Consider the following 17,974-nt stretch of genomic DNA (forward strand, 5'->3'; position numbering starts at 1 on the left):
TTATGGATTTAGTAATACATTTACTAGAAGGATTCGAATACAGAGCATTGAACAAATCAATCCCTATAGTATTAAAGATAACATCTGATAAACAAGAAGATATTTCTGACAAAATTGACATGAAAGAAATCATGTTATATAAGAATGGAAAAGAAGCTTTCGGTTCATTTATAGTCTCAACGTTAAGTCTTCCTAAATATACTTTTACAATATCGGAACATACTCCAAAATATATGATTATAGATGTGGCCGACCATGATGAATCGGAGTTACTGTCAGGGGAATATGAAGTTAGAGTTTCTGTTATGGTTTACGTACCGCTTGAGGATGGGAGATACTCTAGAAAAGAGTTAACGGCTGTAAAACAGATAATAATTCAATAACGCTCATAACCCATGTAAACCATTAAGCTCATTTCTTATGAGTCAAGGTGTAAAAGGTTTTGTTGTCACATTAACATCAGTAGCATCATCTTTCTAACGGTTGCGACCGCCGCTATTTCGGCAAAATCAAGGTCAAATAAATCGTAACGGTTGCAGGAGAGCTTATTTTGCATTTTTTAGGCTGCGGGGCCATTTTTATGCGAAATAAGCGCCACTACAACCGTTAGAAATCAAACCGCCCGTTTTTACGCCAAATAAGCGCGTCCGCAACCGTTAGAAATCGCCGCTAGAGCAAACATTTACCACGGCCCCATTAGTATCCAAACATACATTCAGGCTTACTCCCCCTTCGGAATAAGCCTTTTACGTTTGCTTCGTCTGACTACCATCCGCCGTCACATAAACCCATCCAAGCCTATCCTCCCAAGTCTTTATACCTAACTCCAAGGATGTATCAAGTAGGAAGGGTATATATTTTTAACATTGGATTTATAGTAAAATTAATCCAAACTACCGCAATTTTATTTCCTGAATTTTCCTAAGGTTAAGGTTGGTGCATAGGATGACTGCGCTTCGCATATCAAGAATCGTGGAAAAAACAAAAGTCGAAGGGCCCGGGCTGCGTTATGCGATCTGGGTGCAGGGTTGTCCGATTCGCTGCGAGGGATGTTTTAATCCGCATACGTGGGAGATGGACGGCGGGAAGATCCGCGAAATCGACGAGATCGTTTCAGATATACAGATTGTCCGAAATGCCTCTCCTGAACTGGAAGGTGTAACTTTCCTGGGGGGCGAGCCGTTTAGCCAGGCGTATGAGCTTAGCGTGTTGGCCAGGAAGGTCAAGGAGATGAACCTGTCGGTCGTCACTTTCTCGGGTTATGACTATGACACCATCCGCAGATCCGGCCATCGTGGTTGGCAGCAATTGCTGAAGGAAACCGACCTGCTGATCGATGGCCCGTATATCCAAAGCCAACATGATTTAAGCCGCCCCTGGATCGGTTCGCGAAACCAGCAGTACCGTTTTCTCACGGATCGGTATAAAGAACTGGAGGCCCGTTTACCGAACATCGCGAATAAAATAGAAATACGGCTGCATGCCGATGGCACCATCACCGCTAATGGCATGGCTCAATTGGAGAATTTGGAGCTTTTGCTGGGGCTGGGTTACGAACGTAAGGAGGTTAAGGAATGAGTTTGGAAATTGTGCTGATCCCCGTTGCCATTGCATTAACCAAGGAAATTGCCGAAGGGATCTCCCGGAAACTGGAGAACCGAGAGAACAACCTTTTGATCCTGGAAACGCGCATGAAGGATGAAGCTTTGCTGAAGCAAGCGCTCGAGGATTGGGATTGTTCGTTCCGTACCGCGGAGGGGGTAGAGGCCGTGAAGTTTGCTTCCACCGTTACGAACGAGGTTATTTTTACGATCAATGAAACGGGCTGCTACACGCTGATTCTGCCCGAAACGGCGGACCAGGGCGCTTATGAAGAGTGGATTGCCAACGTGGAGCAATCTTATACCCGGCTCCTTCAGCAAAAGGTCTATCAGAATCTGGTGGAGAAGGCGAGAAGCCAGGGATTGATCCTGGAACAGGAGGAGCGGCTTAGAGATCGTTCGATCCAACTGACGTACATATTGAATAGATAAGGAGACAGGCATGTTTAGAACGTATACCGAGCGCGGGAAAGCCTGGGAAATCGCCAACAGCTGGTGGATTCTTCTGACTTTGGTTCCGTTCGCGATGACAAGTTTTATCGCTTTTTTGTACATAGGGCTCCGGGTAAAGCTTTGGCGCTGGAAAATCTGGGGAATTGTTTATTTGGCGGGCACAATCGTCGCTTTTTCTACGACGGCTATTGGGATCGGTGCGGCTATCGCGTTGTCCGTGTGGGTTGCGAGCATTATACATGCTTTTAACGTAAGGCCGGTTTTTCTGATTCAGTTGGATGTGTATAAGGCTAATGAGAAAGTAAGGAGCCAGCAAAAAATCACCCAAATGAGACAAGAGGCGGAAGCGAAGTTCCAAGCGGCGGGGAGTACGACCCAGTTTAAGCCTCCGGCGCCGAAAAAGAAGACGGAAGCGGATCAGCCGGAACGTGCGTGGAACGAGGAGCACAAGGCCGAACATCGCGAAAAGACGGATACGCCCGCAACAGATGCACCCGCAGCAGATACGCCCGCAACAAACCTGAACCAAACCGGCAGCGGACGCCGGATCGATTACTAATGAGATGGGGTTGAAAATGTGACTACCGCGAACCCAACCAATAAAACGAAAAAACATCTGGCCAATTTGTTCCGGGCGCGCTTTCCGTACCTTTACATTCAGACCTGGGAGGAGAACCGGATTTTATCCTTGATTCGCGAGGTCGCCCAGGACGCCGAACTTATCAAAACGCCGCGGGAAGTGATGATGTGGCGGGTAACGACCGGCATCATCGACGGGAAAGGCCAAGCGAAGGGGGATACGAAACCGCCCCTGAAGGCGCTGGAATTCATCGAAAAATACGATAAACCGTGCATTTTTGTGCTGCAGGATTTTCATGTGTTTTTTGGCGGGGAATGGCGGGCGCCGGATTATCAGCTCATCCGCAAGCTCAGGGATATGCTGACCAATATCAAGCAAAGCGAGCATCCGATCAACGTTATTTTTACGTCTCCGTTTTTGATGCTTCCGGACGATTTGCAAAAGGACGTCACGATCGTCGATTTCGAGCTGCCTTCCTTTGAAGAGATCAAGGCCGTGCTTGAGGAAATGATTCAAATCAATGAGCAGAGCGGGCGGATTCAGATCGATCTGGATGATGAAGGCAAGGAGCGTTTAGCCAAGGCGGCGCTTGGCCTGACGCTTTCGGAGGCGGAAAACGCCTTTGCCCGGGCCATGGTTGAGGACGGAAAGCTGAATGTCCACGATGTCGAAGTCGTCCTGCAAGAAAAAGAACAAATCATCAAGAAAACCGAAATCTTGGAGTTTGTACGCAGCGATTTGAAAATGGCGGATGTCGGCGGGCTGGAAAACTTGAAGCGCTGGCTGTCCAAACGCAACAAATCCTGGCTGGATTCGGCCCGCAAATACGGGCTGCCGTCTCCTAAAGGGGTGCTGATTACCGGCGTTCCGGGCTGCGGCAAAAGCTTGATCAGCAAATCGATCAGCTCGATGTGGCAGCTGCCGCTGCTGCGGCTGGACATGGGCAAAATTTTCAGGGGAATCGTCGGAAGCAGCGAGGAGAATATGCGCAAAGCGATCAAAACGGCGGAGGCGATTTCCCCGTCGATTCTGTGGATCGATGAAATCGAAAAAGGCTTTAGCGGATACTCCGGGGGCGCTGACAGCGGCACTTCGGCTCGGGTGTTCGGGCAGTTTCTGACCTGGATGCAGGAGAAAACAAGCCCCGTGTTTGTGATTGCGACGGCGAACAACATTTCCGCGCTGCCCGCCGAATTGATGCGCAAAGGAAGGTTTGACGAAATTTTCTTTGTGGACCTGCCGACCAAGCGGGAAAGAAAGGATATTTTGAAGGTCCATATATCAAAACGGTTGACGGACCCGGAAGTTTCCGGCGAGTTTGAGCTGACGGATGAAATTCTGGAGCATTTGTCCTCCAAATGCGAAGGTTTTGTCGGCGCCGAGATCGAGCAGTTGGTGATCGATGCTTTATTTGAGGCGTATGCGGAAAGTTCGGCGGTTCGCCTGGAGTTTTTTGAACGGGCCATCGCCAACACCGTGCCGCTTTCGGTGACGTTGGCCGAACAAATTCGCGGGATCCGGGATTGGGCGAACGTTCGGGCGGTGGCGGCAACTCCGAGAGAGGACCGGGAAGAGTACGCGAATGAAGGCCTCGCCAACCCCTACGGGGGAATTCTGGCGGGCACGGGCGAGTTTGATGACGTCCGTTTCAAACGCGGCGGGAGAACGGTTGATTTTTAAGGGGGAAACATGATGGATGAAAAAATACAAATCCGGATATGTCCCGATGGCCGGATCGAAGCGGAGACGCTGGGCATCACAGGAGAGAAATGTAAGGATGTGATCGGGCTGCTTGAAGAACTGCTGGATGCCGAAGTGGTGGAGACCACTTTGAAGCCGGAGTTTTACGAAACGGATGGGTTAAAGATACGCGAAACGTTAAGGCGGGAGGAATAAAGCGGTGTATTCAACGAGTGAAATCCGTTCGGCCGCGAGAAGAACGGCCCAAGGAGAAGCGGACTTGAGAAAGACCGAGAAACAGCTGGGCTCCCATGTGCAGGAGACGTCTTCCTGGTGGAAAGGCAAGGCCGGGACTGCGTTCAAGGAGGATTATACAGGAAAAACCAGGAATGAAATCAACCGGTTGTGTGCGGAGATCCGCGATATAGAGTCGGGGCTGGAACGGCTGGCCCGAGAAGTCCAGATCGCCGATGACCGGCGCAGGGCCGAGGCGGCCAAAAAAGCGTTTAAGAGATAATCCGAGATACGGAGTGCGATTGAATGATATTGAATGAACAACATTACCTATGGTTATGTGAATTGACGGGCACCGGGCTGCTGACTTCGCAGCATTCCGGCAGCGTGATGGAAATCGTTCGCGGCCTGCAGCCTTCCCTTGCGGGCCGGGGGCAGGGAGATTTGGCCGAGGCCATGCTGAAGTCCGCCCATTTAGCGGATTGGGAACTGCTTGGACGAGGGGGCGAGCGCGGCTCGGAATGGTTTCTTTTTGCGGATCAAACGCATCGTCAAGGCGCAATCGCCGTCTCGGAACCACGGGCATCGGAGGATTACGATACATATTCGTTCCCGTTGGACGAAGCGATATATAAACTTCGGGAAATGCTGGTACCCGGGGGAAAGCATGTGTTTACCGGCCTTGGGCCAGGGGGCTGGCATGCCGCGCTGCTCGCGGAAGCGCTGGGTGCGGAAGCCGTCGTTTTTGGCGCGCCGACCATGGAAGAGCTTCCGGGGAAGGCCGTCAACTTTGTGGGCGAGGATGATCCGGTAGGGGACCATACCGGGAAGGTCGTTTTTGTGAAACAAGCGGAAGACCTTGGCGAAGCGGACGAAGCCTTTTTGTATAGAAAGCTGGTTTTTGAAGAAAGCGGGAAGGCGGTTGTATCGGCACAAAGCGAATTTTCCCGGTTTGTGAGCTGGTTCTATAATACGGCCGGGACCGTGGAACCCGAGGTATGGAAGATCTTTTTTCCCGGATCGGAAGAAGAGGAAGCGGTGATTCTCGCGGATCTGGGCGTTTACTCCGTTTTCATGAAGGTCGGTGAACTGAATAAAGAGAAGCTTCTTCACGCCATTGACGCAGCAGTGCGATATGCCGCCGGACAATTGGAAACGGGCCGCGATCAGCTGGCAGCCGAACTGGATAAACTGCCTGATGAAAACTATGAAACCTTAGTATCGGAAAAGGCGGAAAAATATGCGATGAAGGCAACGGATTTCGTGATGCGCATCTTTGAAAGCGTCCAGACGGTGCTGATGGGAGTCGCTTTGTTTACGCTGGAGCAGGAAACGTTCGATATGAATACCCCGATTGACAGTTTCCGGACGCAAATCTATGACTTGCTGGATCAGGAATTGGAGCGGGTGAAGGCTTGCCTCGATCAAGCGATCGCCCGCCGGCTGGAAGCCTCCTTCCAGGTTCCCGATTTCGGCTTTGAATGGTAAGGGTAAGACGGATGAGTCAGCGGGCGGTACGCATTTTGCTGGTTGTGCTGGCAGGAATAATCATTACTTTAGAAGTGAGCGGGTGTAAAGGTAAGCAGGAGCCGGGCGCAATCAAGGAAAAAATGTTGGCTTATTTTGAAGAAAAATACGGGGAGGAATTTTTACCCCTTTCTTTTGAATCCAGCGGTTTTGCCTATTGTTACGATACACTGTGGGCTTACCCTAAAAAAGGGACCGAATCCGACAGATTTGAAGTTCAGGGGACACGTATGGAGGACGGTTCATACGAGATGAGTGACGGATATTTTGGGATATATATTAAGCCGAAATATGAAGAGCTTTTGTCCGGTTTTGTGAGTGAGATATACAAAGATTTCAAGTTGTTCACTGGCTTTAATGAAGGGGTTTGGTCGGACGAACTGAATAAAGACACGAAGATAGAGGATATATATTTGCAGGACAAACTGTTCGGTTCAAATACGGTGATTTTTGTAAAAGAGGATTCTGCCAAGGGGATTGATGATAAACAAGGGATAAGAAAAATCGCTGAAAAAATGAAGGAACATAAAATGGTAGGCAATATTCGTATATATGCTGTTTATAATGAGAAATTCGATTCAGTTGATCTGAATGCTTTGAATGCAACACCGAGCGAAGAGAAAGAGTTATTTTTAAGAGATTACGAAATCATTAAAGTGACTCAAGAGCTTGAAGTGAAAATATATGGGGAGGGGAGCTAAATGGCGGAATTAAGAGAAAGCCAATCAATGCTCCTTTCCGAATTCGGCTTTGAATGGTAAGGGGGAAACGGATGAGTCAATGGGTACGAATTTTGCTGGTTATGTTGGCAGGAATGATCATTACTTTAGGAGTGAGCGGATGTATGAGTAAGAAGCAGGATCCGGACGCGATCAAGGATAAGATGTTGGCTTATCTTGAAGAAAAATACGGGGAAGAATTCTCACCCCTTTCTTTTGAATCCAGCGGTTTTGCCTATAGTTACGATACACTGTGGGCTTACCCTAAAAATGGTACAAAAGAAGATAGGTTTGAAGTATGGGGTTCACGTACAGAAGATGGCTCTTACGGGATGAGTGACGGATATTTTGGAATCTATATCAAGCCAAAATATGAAGAGGTCCTATCCGGTTTCGTGAGTGAAATTTACAAGGATTTTAAGCTGTTCACTGGTTTTGAGGAAGGGGTTATGGCGGATCGTCTGAATAAGAACACGAAAATAGAAGAGATTTATGCTCCCGATGAGTTGTTTTTTTCGGATACCGTCATCTTTGTCAACGAAGATTCAACCAAAGGGATTAGCGATGAAGAAGGAATCAGGAGAATAGCGGAGAAAATGAAAGAACATAAAATGGTTGGATCCGTCCGTTTGTATGTCGTATTTAACGATAAGTTTGATTCCATAGGACTTGACGTATTAGATGCAACATCGGCGGAACGAAAGGAACTTTTTCCTCGGCCCCGTCAAATTATTAAAGTGACGCATGATCTTGAAGTTAAAAAATATGGGGAGGGGAACTAATGGCGGAATTAAGCGAAAGCCAATTAATACTCCTCGATAACCTAATTTATTTAAAAGGTGTTGCAAATAGCAGGGACAAAACAGTAGGCGAAATTGTTGATGATTTGCTGAATAATAACAAATTATCTTTAAGCAAGGATCCAAGGACGGGAAAATATCCCGGCTCGATGTCCAGAGATGAATGGATTGGCATTCTTAAAAATATTGAACGGGATCCACAGCTAAAGGGGTTAACTGTCTTGCATGGGGACCCCGGCTTTGTTTATGACGAAAACGGAAAGATCGTTCAGCATAAGCAGACTCCACTGGAAGTGGGGGCACGCATGGCAACCTTTGTTGATTTGGAGACAGACGAAGCTGTTGTCGTCTTCCGCGGCACCTCAGGAGACGCCGAGTGGCATGACAACGGTACGGGCGGATATTTAACCGATACCGAGATGCAGCAGCGCGCTTTGGCATATATTGAACAATTGCCCTATAACAACATCACGGTAACCGGCCACTCCAAGGGAGGCAATAAGGCCCAGTATGTAGGGATTCTTTCAGATAAGGTGAAACGAGTCGTATCCTTGGATGGCCAAGGGTTTTCCAAAGATTTTATTGAGAAATACAAAGATTTAATAGAAGCAAATAAGCATAAGATTACTTCAATTTCTGCTAGTGATGATCCTGTAAACAGCTTGCTTATTCCGGTTGCCGGGACGATTAAGTACATTCAAACGAGCGATCCCGACAATCCACTCGACATATTTTACTACCATAAGCCAAACATTGTTTTGAATGAAAAAGGCGAGTTAAATGATGAAACGGAACAAGGAGCAGTTTCGAAATTTTTAAATGATTTTACGATTTATGCCAGTACAACTATGCAAGAACCGTTCCGCAGTTATGTGCTCGACGGTTTGCTGGCATTAAAGGAGAGCGGTCAGGAGGGAACGCCCAAGGAAAGTTTAACGCAATCGATTATTAGCGCAGTTATAGCTTTAAGTCACTTGGATGATTTTGCTCTTTCCAAAGTATCGGACAAATACGGAAATTTTGCCGAACTCGTTGCCGCAGCTCTCGGCACAGCTGTTTTTCCATACATTTTTATTGATGACTTGCTGCATTCAGTTTGGAAAAATTTGAATGACTTAAAAGATTATGTGGTTGCAAAGGTCAAGCAATTTGGAGATTGGCTTAATGATACGATGGATGCTGCATCCAAAAAATTCAAGGAGTTTGGGGAGCATATCGGTGCTGCGTTCTTGACTTTTGCCCAGCAAATTAAAAATGGTTGGGGCGCTATGGTCCAAGGTATTAATAACTTTTTCGCGGATCTCAGACAAGCCGGGGAAGCCGTAATGCAGAAGTTAAACCGGTTTATGGACAAATTCTCTCAGGGAGTCCAAAATTTCTGCAACTGGATTGCCGAAGGCACCAGGAAGGCGATCGAAGCCGCCAAAAATGCCTGGAACAGTTCCGTCGATAAGGTAAAAAGCTGGTTCGGGGACGTGAAAGAGAGCATTTCCAATAAAGTGGGCGAACTGAAAGACGGGATAAAGCATGTAGCCGAAATGACCCGGGAAGGCTTCCGTAAATTTATTGACGCGTCGGTAACCAAAGCGAAGGAGATCGGGAATTGGCTCGTTACCAAATTGGATCAGGCCCGGAAGACGGCGATTGAGATCGGCGCCAAAGTCAGCGCCGCCTTTACGGCGATGGCGGATAAACTGAAGGCGGGTTGGGAGAGCGTCAAAACCGGCATGGCAAATTTGGCCGGGAACATCAAAGAAACCGCCGTTCGGGTTGCCGAGGCGATGGCGCGTTTTGCCCAAACGTTGAGCCGGGCGGTTAAAAGCTTCTGCGATAAAATTGTTGCCGCCTATAAACGGATGATGGAAGGCCTGAAACAAGGCTGGGATAACCTCGTCGGCAATATCACTACGCTTTTCAGCAAAGCGACAAATTTGATCCGTCAGGAAGTTGATGAATTTAAAGACAACGTGAATTCGGCGGTAAGCATGGCCAGGGACAAAGTGACGGATTTGGGGAAACAGACCATTAAGAGAATCAAGGGATTTACGGGCAAAGTCGTAAAGGGATTGTCCAAAATTTCCGGCGGGCTTCTCATGGTCAGCGTAAATCGGCTTACCGACCTGCAGACCAAATTTAAAAGAACGGACGACGATGTTGTTTCCACAACCAGCCGAATCGTCAACGATGCGGAACGGATCGCGTCGAACGTCTCGCGCGCTTATAGCGAGTCTAACGTGCAGAGTCAAGTTCGCCAGCTGCAAAGGGCGATCGACGATGTAAGGAACCGCCGCAATCAAGTCGCTGCCGAAATGCAGCGGAAAATCCGTTCCCTCGCCATGGCGCGGGATCAATACGTGAGGATCGAACGAATGTTGAAGAGTAATATGGGGAATCTGACGTAATCTAAAGCAATTTGCAAGAAGGCTTAGCACCCTGGGGAACCAAGGAGGGCTAAGCTTTTTTTGACTATATGAATATTCAAAAATATATAACTAAAATCATTGACAAAATATAGTGCATAAGGCAAATTATAATCGTAGAATTGCCTGCATTTTACATAATAAAAAATAACTTGATAGTTTGCCAGGCGATTATACGATAGTTTGACGGAAAGGGAGGAGATAGCGAATTCATCAAAGATTGCTTTACGTTCGCAAATGAGAAAGGAGGAATACTATGACAAAAAAATGGCTTCAGCGCAGCTCCGTTTTGTTCATCGCTTTTCTTTTATCCTTTACTATGAATACCTCTTCTATGAACGTCTCGGCAGCGGAGGATTTTACTCGGGGTGTTGACGTATCCGGCAACAACGTGACTTTATGGTTCAAGTCAAAGGTCGATACGACGTGGGTGGATGTCCATTATAAGGTGAATTCGGGCGTTCAGCAAAATCTCAGAATGACTTACAACGCCGGAGCCGGAAGATACGAGCAATTCGTCGATTCGGCCGCCGGAGCCGTGATTGAATATTTCTTCACTTATAATAACGGCACTCCGGCTTATGACACAACGACCTTCACCTATCGAGGCGCGGGGCAAACGGACCCAACGAACCCAACGAACCCAACGAACCCAACGAACCCAACGAACCCAACGGACCCAACGGACCCAACGGACCCAACAGGCGACTCGATCTACTCGATCCCGGCTTCTTCGATTCCCAATCCTACAGGCGGCGGGGTTAGCCTCAAAGTCATGAACGGCACCGGCGGGGCCTATGCCGACGATCAAATTTATTGGGGAGTTATCGGCAAAAATCCGGCCAACGGCCAATGGAGTTACTTGAATTTGTCCGGACAGCTCGTGCCCATTTCCACCGCTTTAAACGATGCCCCAGGCCACTTAACGAAAAATGGCGCCAATTATGCCAACATCTATCACAAGGTCAGCAGCGCTTCCTGGGTTAATCTTCCCAAGATCACTTCAGGCAGATTGTTCCTTAGCGTAGGTTCTCCTTTGTATATTAGAACCTTTGACGACGGCTTCGCCGGTCCGGATCTCAACAATCCTACCGATCCCAACCTCGATGTCTATTTTGACTTCGCCGAATTTACGGTGGATGATGCCGGATATCACGGGAACACAACAAGGGTCGATCAGTTCGGCTTCCCGATTCAGCACCGCTTGGTCAACAAGGCGGGAAATTACGACCGGACCGTAGGCGAGTTTGAAGCGGAAACCCGTTCCGGCCTGTTTGCAAAATATCGGAATGAAGTGCCTGCCGAGTTCAAATCGCTGGGAACCTTGCAGGCGCCCTACCGGATCGTCAGCCCTATGATCGGGCCGTTTAAGCCCGGTGGAGCCTATGAAAACTATTTTGCCGGCTACTCTAGCATCTCCACCCGCGACATCCTGCTCGGCATCGGCGGCGCCAGCGATCCTCAAGTTTGCGCGGCGCTCAACCGGCATGTATTTACGGCTTCCGATTGGAACGATGTCAGCCAATATTATAAGGCTGCACCGGCCAACTATTATGCAAAATTTTGGCATGATCACAGCATCGACGGGCTGGCCTACGGCTTTGCCTACGATGACGTAAACGGGCAAGCCGCTTACCTGGAAGTCAGCGATCCCAAAGGTGTGATCGTTAGAGTAGGCTGGTAGACGGCGGCCTATTTTAATTTAGTAGATTGATAAGAGGAAGGACTGAACATATGAGGAATCATAAGAAGAAATTCTCTTTTTTAGTCGTGTTGGCATTATTGATTTCACTTTTCACTCCACTAGGGTTTAACGCGCAGGTATCCCAAGCGGCAGCCGATCAAGCTGCGGCCGCGGCCGATAGCGGCCGGGTTTTGCTGGCCAGTGCCTATCCGGCATGGGACAGCGGCAAAGTTTATCTCGCCGGAGACATCGTCTCCTATAACGGTCAGGATTACAAGGCCAAATGGTGGACTCAAGGCGACACCCCCGGTGCATCGGAGGTGTGGGAGCTGATTACCCCATCGGATGGCACCTATCCGGCATGGAACAGCAGTACGGCCTATGTTGGCGGAAATATCGTTTCTTACAACGGTCAACTGTACAAAGCCAAATGGTGGACGCAAGGGGAGACCCCCGGCGCCTCGGACGTTTGGGAACTGATCGGGGGCAATCCCGATCCGACGGACCCCACGGATCCAACCGATCCGACCGATCCTACCAACCCAACCGACCCGACGGATCCGCCTCTTCCAGGCGGCTTTAAAGTTGTGGGGTACTACCCGAGTTGGGAACCCGGCAAGATCAATACGATTCAATACCATAACCTGACGCATATCAATTATGCGTTTGCTATTCCGACCAGTGAAGGCGGGCTTCTGCCGCTGGAGAATGCCGGTGCCGCCAGCCAAATTATTGAGACGGCTCATGCCAACGATGTGAAGGTTTTGCTTGCGATAGGCGGCTGGTCTTACAACGGAACCCCGCTGGAGAACACCTTCATGGCGGCGACCAATACGCCGGAGAAGATTAAAAAGTTCGGCGACGCCATCGTCGCGATGGCCAAGCAATACGGCTTTGACGGCGTGGATATGGACTGGGAGCACCCGCGAACGGACGGTTCAAGCAAGCAGCAGTATGAAGATTTGATGGTGTACTTAAGCAAGGAGCTTAAAAAACAAAATATGCTTCTCACTTCCGCCGTCCTCAGCGGCGTGACTCCGGAAGGCGTAGTATACTGGGATGCGGCGGCTCACACCGACAAGGTTATCAATGCGGTGGACTGGTTTAATGTCATGGCTTATGACGGGGGCGACGGCATCAGACATTCCACCTATGAATTTGCCGTGCTTAGCGGAAAGTATTGGAAGGAAACGAGAAAAATGCCCGCGGAAAAAGTCGTTTTGGGCGTTCCTTTCTACGGCAGACCTTCGTGGGCTTCCTATGCCGCTATTTTGCAAGCCAACCCCAAAGCCTATAATACAGACGTTTCTATGATCAACGGGATGGAAGCTTACTATAATGGAATTCCGACCATTAAGAAGAAGACCCAATTTGCCCTGGAGCAGCTTGGCGGCATTATGGCCTGGGAGCTGACCCAGGACACCACCGATACCAGCAAAAGTTTGCTGCAGGCCATCGGCGATACCGTAAGAGCCTATAATAAATAGTCATTAAAAACGCGAGCAGCAAGGGACTAATCCCTTGCTGCTCGCGTGCTTTTTTTTGTACGGAACCCTTAATTGATCTCCAATTTAAACCCGTTCTGAATGTAATACAGATCAGGATGGGCAATCTTGCGGGTAACCAGGTTGTTGAATGTGGCGGAACCGTTGTTGGTGTAGGCAAAGATCGCCGCTCCCGGATGCGGTCCCGAGAAGCGCGAGGTGGTTACCCCGTCCAAGCCGGTGCCGTCGATCGTAACGTTGTTGAACACGATGTTTTGGAAGCCGCCGGGGTACCCGAGCTGAATGGCGTCACGTTGACTGTTGATAATGTCGATGTTGTTAAACGTGACGTTCCGGATAGCGTCGTTCGAGGCTTCCAGATCGATCGCCCCGCGTTCCCCGTTATATAGGTCTTTGCTAGTCCCGCTGTTGATGATCGTGGTATCCGAGAACTCAATGCCGGTGTTGTTTTGGAAATGATAGCCCGGGAACACGGTGTTCATGCGGATGCCGGAACCGCCGACGGCGTCGATGATCAGGTTATGGGTAGCCTTGTGTCCGCTGCCGCCAAAAATGCCGATGCCCCCGGCGCGCCAGTTGTTTTCGATCGTATTGTGCGAGAACGTATTATTTACACCGGCGGGAGCGCCGTTTACGTTACTAGTCCAGATTGCCAACGCGTCGTCGCCGTTATTGCGCAGGCTGCTGTTGCGTACCGTCGAATGGCTGGTGCCCTGGGCGAAATTGACCCCATCGGCAAGGTTGTTGCGGATGCGGCTGTTTTCGATGACCAGCCCCGTTGCGATCATCGCCGGCGTATGGGCGTAGTCCCCGACCCAAAATCCGCATTCAAAATGCTCCACCCACACGTTGTGGATCTTCGAGTTGGTGCCGAAATTGTCCATGAACCCTTTATAAACGGCTTCTTGGTTGTACCGCGACCGCAAATTCGAGTTCATGTATACATTGCTGAAGTCAAGCTGGCCCGAAATGCGGAGCGAGATGCCGCCGGACGCCCGATCGGGATTGGTGAACTGCAGGTTCGTATGCCAAATCCCCGCGCCCATGACCTTGAGATCATCGATCATCTTGCTTGCCGAGCCGATTTCCCACATGCCGCCGAGGTGGAAGGTGCCCTTCGGAATATACAGGGTTTTGCCTTCCGCCACCGCCGCATTTACGGCTGCTTTAAAAGCGTTGAGATCATCCTTGCCATCATTCGCCACAGCGCCGTAATCGGTGACGGAAACCGCATTGGCCGGACGGGCGATAGGATCGGGAACCTGCTCAACTTCGATGAAGTCTACTCCGTATTCAATGTTGTCGTTGCCTTTCTGAATGCGGATCGTATCGCCCGGCTTAAGCGGCGTATCCAGCTTCCAGTGCACTTCGTCAAAACGGAAAAGCGGGCGTCCCACACCGGGCGTATCGCCCGGCTGATCGCTCGAGAAGTATTGCCAGCTGTAGTAGGAGGTTAACGGTACGGCCTTCACCTTGGCGCCATTGACGTAAACGTCAAGCGAGCCGCTTTGCCCCATGCCGTCGGAGGAATCGGGCATCGTGAAGCGCATCGTCACGCCGTCCCCGCCTTGCCCCGGTTTAACCTTCCATTCCAGATAGGAGCCGCTTGAAGGCAGCGCGACGTATTTTTGACCGGAAGCCTCGGACGCGGTAAGCGCCTGATCGAAGGTCGGAGCGCTCTTCAGTACGGCGCCGCCGCCGCGGACCGCCTCATCGGTGTCGTAGCGGAAATACGGCATGCTTGCCCCGCGCTGAGCGTACACGGCCAGGCTGGCCGAACTGGTGTTGTTTTCCCGTTTCCCCGCGGTTTCATTCTTGTCCGGGGCCACGGTGAGCTGGATCGTGTAGTTTCCGTCCGCTGCCGTCCACGTTCCCGGAATCGCGATATCAGCGTCCGCGCCGGCCGCCAAAATGCCTTGATAAGCTCCATTTAGCGTTTGCAGCGTGGCGCCTGCGGCATTTTTAAGCGTCAGCGTGACTTCATGAGCGCCATCGGCCGTAGCGATAGTGCCTTGATTTTTCAGATTCACGTGAAATGATACCGCATTTCCGGAAGCCGGGGTGCTCGGCGTCCAGGAGACCGTGCCGACCAGGTCGGAGCTGGCGACGGGCGTAATGACGAGCGCCGTTGGATTCGTATACTCGTTGTTCGTCTCATCCAGCTCAATCACCGAATTGCGCGGGTCGGCCTTGGCGCTGACCGAATAAGAAGCGGCGGTTTTCGCGCCGGCAATCAGCGATACCTTCGCCACCGCGCCGGCGTCCAGCGCTTTGACAGGGGAAGTGCCGGCCAGCGTTCCGTTCAGGTAGAAGCCGACATCCGTCGCCGGGGAGGGACCTGTGCCGATATTTTTCACGGTTGCGGTCAAAGTGACGGCATCCGTTTCCCGCGGATTGCTCGGCGTCCAGGACAAATCGGTCACGGTCAAATCCGGATTGGCCGCCGGAACGCCGAAAACCTGAAACTCGGCGACCTGTCCGCCAGGGGCTCCGGAGTTTGCGGTGAAGCGCAGCTGTACGCTGCTCGCCGTTCCGCTGACGGGAATCTTAACAGTGTTTTTCGTAGCCGGGTTAAAGGTGTACTTGGCCTCGGAAACCAGGTTCGTGAAGGTCGGGGAGCCTTGCTCGCGGCCCAGCACCTGGATCGTTTGCGCGCGCGTTCCCCATATGCTCGACGGATTCAGTTTGATCACTACCGAGGAAAGGTTGGCGTTGGCTCCCAAGTCTACGGTTAATGTGCTTGGATGGCCGTTTCCTTCCCAATACGTGTTTATGTTGTCATCATTGGCATTGGCGGCCACATAATTAAAGGTGGCAGAGGAGGCCTCAATCGGTTTGCCGGCCGCCAGATTCGTCCCGTCGCCGGGCTCTTCACCAGGATCGGAGCCGGGATCGGGATCGCCGCCCCCGTTCTCGCTCCCGTATACCTCCACTTCGGAAAATTGCGCCGCCGGCCAGCCGGTATTGGCCGTCACATGGATTCGGACGTAACGGGTGGTCACGGCTGCGAAATCAATCTCCACCGTATTGGCGGCCGCCGGATCAAACGTATACTTGGCGGAATCGACGATAGACGAGAAGCTTGCGCCGTCATCGCTTCCCTGAACCGATAACGTCTGCGTGCGCGGCTCCCAGCCCGCCGGCAGCTTCAAAACAACCCGGTCGATGCTCGTTTTGCTGCCCAGATCGGTTTGAATCCATTGCGGGAACGCATTGTTCGTACTCTCCCAATAGGTGTTCTGATCATTATCGAAAGCATTTGCAGCAACATAAACGTCGTTATGTCCGCTTGCCGCATTGGCTTTTCCCAGTGCCAGATTCGCCCCTTCGGCGGCCTGAACCGCAGATGAACCGAGGGGGAGCAGAGCGGCCCCTACCAACAATGCCACGATACTTAACCATACCCAATATTTTTTCATCAGCAGCCTCCCATTTTCTTAGAATTCAACAATTTCAGACCGTTAAAATATACGATATATTCACTCCTTTTCTATAATTATAAAATAGTAGCACTTAATGTAAGTTATCATAATCGTTAATTCTACTAAAGGGAAGTAGTTCCTCTACGGAAATGATGTGTAATTTTACGAAAAAACGGTAATTTTTCTAACCGGACGTTCTCGACATTTTTTTCAAAGAACTCTTGACTATCTAGTCTATCGGACTTATTCTAAAACTAGATTGGTAGATTTTATGAAAGTTAAATAGTTTAGCGATTGATAAAGGCAAATCCATCGAAAGGTGGAGACGCAAAACTATAGGGGTTAAGGCGGCATGTTCGCTATACCAGCCAGTTACCGATCAAGAGGCCAGCGTTTTTTAAGCGTTGCACTACAGGACCTTCTTATTTCGGTAAGAAGGTCTTTTTTGTTGGCTTTAGACGACATTTCATATTGATAAAGGCAAATCCATCGAAAGATGGGGACGCAAAGCTATAGGGGCTACCACGGAAATCCGTAACGCCAGCCAGTTGCCGATATGGAAGCCAAACGCAAATACGCGGTATTTCGTTTCTTCCTGATTCGGTTGAATACGCATCGTATTCGGTGCGCTTTTGGGAGGAACACGGGATGAAACGAATCGTTTATTTGGCGTTTGCATTTATTTTTGCTATGAATCTAGCGGCAATTCCGGCTTATGCGGATGATAGCCAAAGTTTGGTGAATGATATCGTCGTGCTCCCCAAGGACGACTTCAACAAAAGCGACGCAGGCAAAATGATAAGCCGGCTCTCCGAAATTCCGGCTTCTCTTCTGGAAGGCTTAAAGGACAACGGCGTCAAAATCAAACTGGTCAACGGCAAAATTACGGATGAACCGGAGCTCGCCCAGTACAAGGGCATTACTCCGAGAGGCTGGGAGAAGACCGGGCTGACCTGGGACGATGTGCCGGGCGTCAGCATGAACGTGGTGATCGTAAGAATCGGGTACAGCAACAAGGGGAAGGGCCATAACGGACAAAACCTGGAGCTTCATGAAACTTTCCATGCGATTGACCGGGTTGTGCTGAATAACATCAGCTCTTCGCTCGAATTTACTGAAATTTGGAAAAAGGAAGCCAACAACGATTACAGCGGTGACGGTTATCTCTCGGCGTATTCGAACGAGTATTTTGCGGAAACGTCAACTTTGTATTTTTACAGCGAGGAAACGAAGAAACATCTGAAAGAGCATATGCCTTTGACTTATGAGTTTTTGGACAAGCTGTACGCAAACTGGAAATAGTAAACATAAAAGGCCCCCTTCCGGTTGGTTCACCGAAAGGGAGCCTG

The 17,974-nt window shown here is 50.0% G+C and carries 15 protein-coding genes and 2 riboswitches; of the genes, 14 read left to right on the forward strand and 1 reads right to left on the reverse strand.

The features are described 5' to 3' along the window. The first annotated feature begins 2 nt into the window (after positions 1-2). The 13 genes from DYE26_RS32405 to DYE26_RS32465 all read left to right on the forward strand — a co-directional run bounded on the left by DYE26_RS32405 (position 3) and on the right by DYE26_RS32465 (position 13,185). Positions 3-383 carry a hypothetical protein gene (locus DYE26_RS32405; protein WP_036620950.1) on the forward strand — a complete coding sequence of 127 codons (381 nt, stop codon included), beginning with the start codon at positions 3-5 and terminating at the stop codon, positions 381-383. 562 nt (positions 384-945) lie between these two features. Continuing rightward, positions 946-1,578, forward strand: a complete 633-nt coding sequence (locus DYE26_RS32410; protein ID WP_036620952.1) for a 4Fe-4S single cluster domain-containing protein — start codon at positions 946-948, stop codon at positions 1,576-1,578. Then, entirely contained in the window at positions 1,575-2,033 is a 459-nt protein-coding gene (locus DYE26_RS32415; protein WP_036620954.1) for a DUF1257 domain-containing protein, read from the forward strand. The genes DYE26_RS32410 and DYE26_RS32415 overlap by 4 nt, the downstream gene beginning before the upstream one ends. A 10-nt stretch (positions 2,034-2,043) precedes the next feature. After that, a complete protein-coding gene (locus DYE26_RS32420) occupies positions 2,044-2,613 on the forward strand; it encodes a hypothetical protein (RefSeq protein ID WP_051985338.1) in 570 nt (189 codons plus the stop codon). 18 nt (positions 2,614-2,631) lie between these two features. After that, positions 2,632-4,314: an AAA family ATPase gene (locus DYE26_RS32425; protein WP_036620957.1), complete on the forward strand. Its 1,683-nt coding sequence runs from the start codon at positions 2,632-2,634 to the stop codon at positions 4,312-4,314. 12 nt (positions 4,315-4,326) lie between these two features. Further along, complete coding sequence (locus tag DYE26_RS32430) at positions 4,327-4,530, forward strand: DUF2997 domain-containing protein (protein ID WP_036620958.1); 204 nt, start codon at positions 4,327-4,329, stop codon at positions 4,528-4,530. A 4-nt stretch (positions 4,531-4,534) separates the two neighbouring features. Continuing rightward, on the forward strand, positions 4,535-4,831 hold the full coding sequence (locus DYE26_RS32435) for a WXG100 family type VII secretion target (protein WP_036620960.1): 297 nt from the start codon (positions 4,535-4,537) through the stop codon (positions 4,829-4,831). Between the two features lie 23 nt (positions 4,832-4,854). Next, positions 4,855-6,036, forward strand: a complete 1,182-nt coding sequence (locus DYE26_RS32440; RefSeq protein WP_036620961.1) for a hypothetical protein — start codon at positions 4,855-4,857, stop codon at positions 6,034-6,036. Positions 6,037-6,047: 11 nt separating this feature from the next. Beyond that, entirely contained in the window at positions 6,048-6,776 is a 729-nt protein-coding gene (locus DYE26_RS32445; RefSeq protein ID WP_036620963.1) for a hypothetical protein, read from the forward strand. Positions 6,777-6,847: 71 nt separating this feature from the next. Further along, the gene (locus DYE26_RS32450) at positions 6,848-7,576 is read left to right on the forward strand and encodes a hypothetical protein (RefSeq protein WP_036620965.1); all 729 of its coding nucleotides are present in this window, start codon (positions 6,848-6,850) and stop codon (positions 7,574-7,576) included. After that, positions 7,576-9,996: an Mbeg1-like protein gene (locus DYE26_RS32455; RefSeq protein ID WP_051985340.1), complete on the forward strand. Its 2,421-nt coding sequence runs from the start codon at positions 7,576-7,578 to the stop codon at positions 9,994-9,996. Before DYE26_RS32450 ends, DYE26_RS32455 begins: the two co-directional genes overlap by 1 nt. A gap of 274 nt (positions 9,997-10,270) precedes the next feature. Further along, positions 10,271-11,698, forward strand: coding sequence for a glycoside hydrolase family 64 protein (locus DYE26_RS32460; RefSeq protein WP_036620967.1), 1,428 nt, complete (start codon positions 10,271-10,273; stop codon positions 11,696-11,698). A gap of 50 nt (positions 11,699-11,748) precedes the next feature. Further along, complete coding sequence (locus DYE26_RS32465; protein WP_036620968.1) at positions 11,749-13,185, forward strand: glycosyl hydrolase family 18 protein; 1,437 nt, start codon at positions 11,749-11,751, stop codon at positions 13,183-13,185. Positions 13,186-13,253: 68 nt separating this feature from the next. Here the strand turns inward: DYE26_RS32465 and DYE26_RS32470 are convergent, their stop codons facing one another. Then, the gene (locus tag DYE26_RS32470) at positions 13,254-16,622 is read right to left on the reverse strand and encodes a discoidin domain-containing protein (protein ID WP_036620971.1); all 3,369 of its coding nucleotides are present in this window, start codon (positions 16,620-16,622) and stop codon (positions 13,254-13,256) included. Positions 16,623-16,917: 295 nt separating this feature from the next. After that, a riboswitch (cyclic di-GMP riboswitch) is annotated at positions 16,918-17,005 on the forward strand. Between the two features lie 89 nt (positions 17,006-17,094). Next, positions 17,095-17,181, forward strand: a riboswitch (cyclic di-GMP riboswitch). 92 nt (positions 17,182-17,273) lie between these two features. On the opposite strand from DYE26_RS32470, the gene DYE26_RS32475 reads away from it, so the two are divergent. Then, a complete protein-coding gene (locus DYE26_RS32475) occupies positions 17,274-17,927 on the forward strand; it encodes an anthrax toxin lethal factor-related metalloendopeptidase (protein WP_036620973.1) in 654 nt (217 codons plus the stop codon). The last annotated feature ends 47 nt before the right edge of the window (positions 17,928-17,974 follow it).

The sequence above is a fragment of the Paenibacillus macerans genome, from assembly GCF_900454495.1.
GTDB classification, from domain to species: Bacteria; Bacillota; Bacilli; order Paenibacillales; family Paenibacillaceae; genus Fontibacillus; species Fontibacillus macerans.

What these genes read in the sequence shown, in the direction of transcription:
- DYE26_RS32415 (WP_036620954.1), top strand. Translation starts at nt 1,575, where the DNA reads ATGAGTTTGGAAATTGTGCTGATCCCCGTTGCCATTGCATTAACCAAG.
- DYE26_RS32465 (WP_036620968.1), top strand. Translation starts at nt 11,749, where the DNA reads ATGAGGAATCATAAGAAGAAATTCTCTTTTTTAGTCGTGTTGGCATTA.
- DYE26_RS32445 (WP_036620963.1), top strand. Translation starts at nt 6,048, where the DNA reads ATGAGTCAGCGGGCGGTACGCATTTTGCTGGTTGTGCTGGCAGGAATA.
- DYE26_RS32460 (WP_036620967.1), top strand. Translation starts at nt 10,271, where the DNA reads ATGACAAAAAAATGGCTTCAGCGCAGCTCCGTTTTGTTCATCGCTTTT.
- DYE26_RS32470 (WP_036620971.1), bottom strand. Translation starts at nt 16,622, where the DNA reads ATGAAAAAATATTGGGTATGGTTAAGTATCGTGGCATTGTTGGTAGGG.
- DYE26_RS32410 (WP_036620952.1), top strand. Translation starts at nt 946, where the DNA reads ATGACTGCGCTTCGCATATCAAGAATCGTGGAAAAAACAAAAGTCGAA.
- DYE26_RS32450 (WP_036620965.1), top strand. Translation starts at nt 6,848, where the DNA reads ATGAGTCAATGGGTACGAATTTTGCTGGTTATGTTGGCAGGAATGATC.
- DYE26_RS32440 (WP_036620961.1), top strand. Translation starts at nt 4,855, where the DNA reads ATGATATTGAATGAACAACATTACCTATGGTTATGTGAATTGACGGGC.
- DYE26_RS32455 (WP_051985340.1), top strand. Translation starts at nt 7,576, where the DNA reads ATGGCGGAATTAAGCGAAAGCCAATTAATACTCCTCGATAACCTAATT.
- DYE26_RS32475 (WP_036620973.1), top strand. Translation starts at nt 17,274, where the DNA reads ATGAAACGAATCGTTTATTTGGCGTTTGCATTTATTTTTGCTATGAAT.
- DYE26_RS32405 (WP_036620950.1), top strand. Translation starts at nt 3, where the DNA reads ATGGATTTAGTAATACATTTACTAGAAGGATTCGAATACAGAGCATTG.
- DYE26_RS32420 (WP_051985338.1), top strand. Translation starts at nt 2,044, where the DNA reads ATGTTTAGAACGTATACCGAGCGCGGGAAAGCCTGGGAAATCGCCAAC.
- DYE26_RS32430 (WP_036620958.1), top strand. Translation starts at nt 4,327, where the DNA reads ATGGATGAAAAAATACAAATCCGGATATGTCCCGATGGCCGGATCGAA.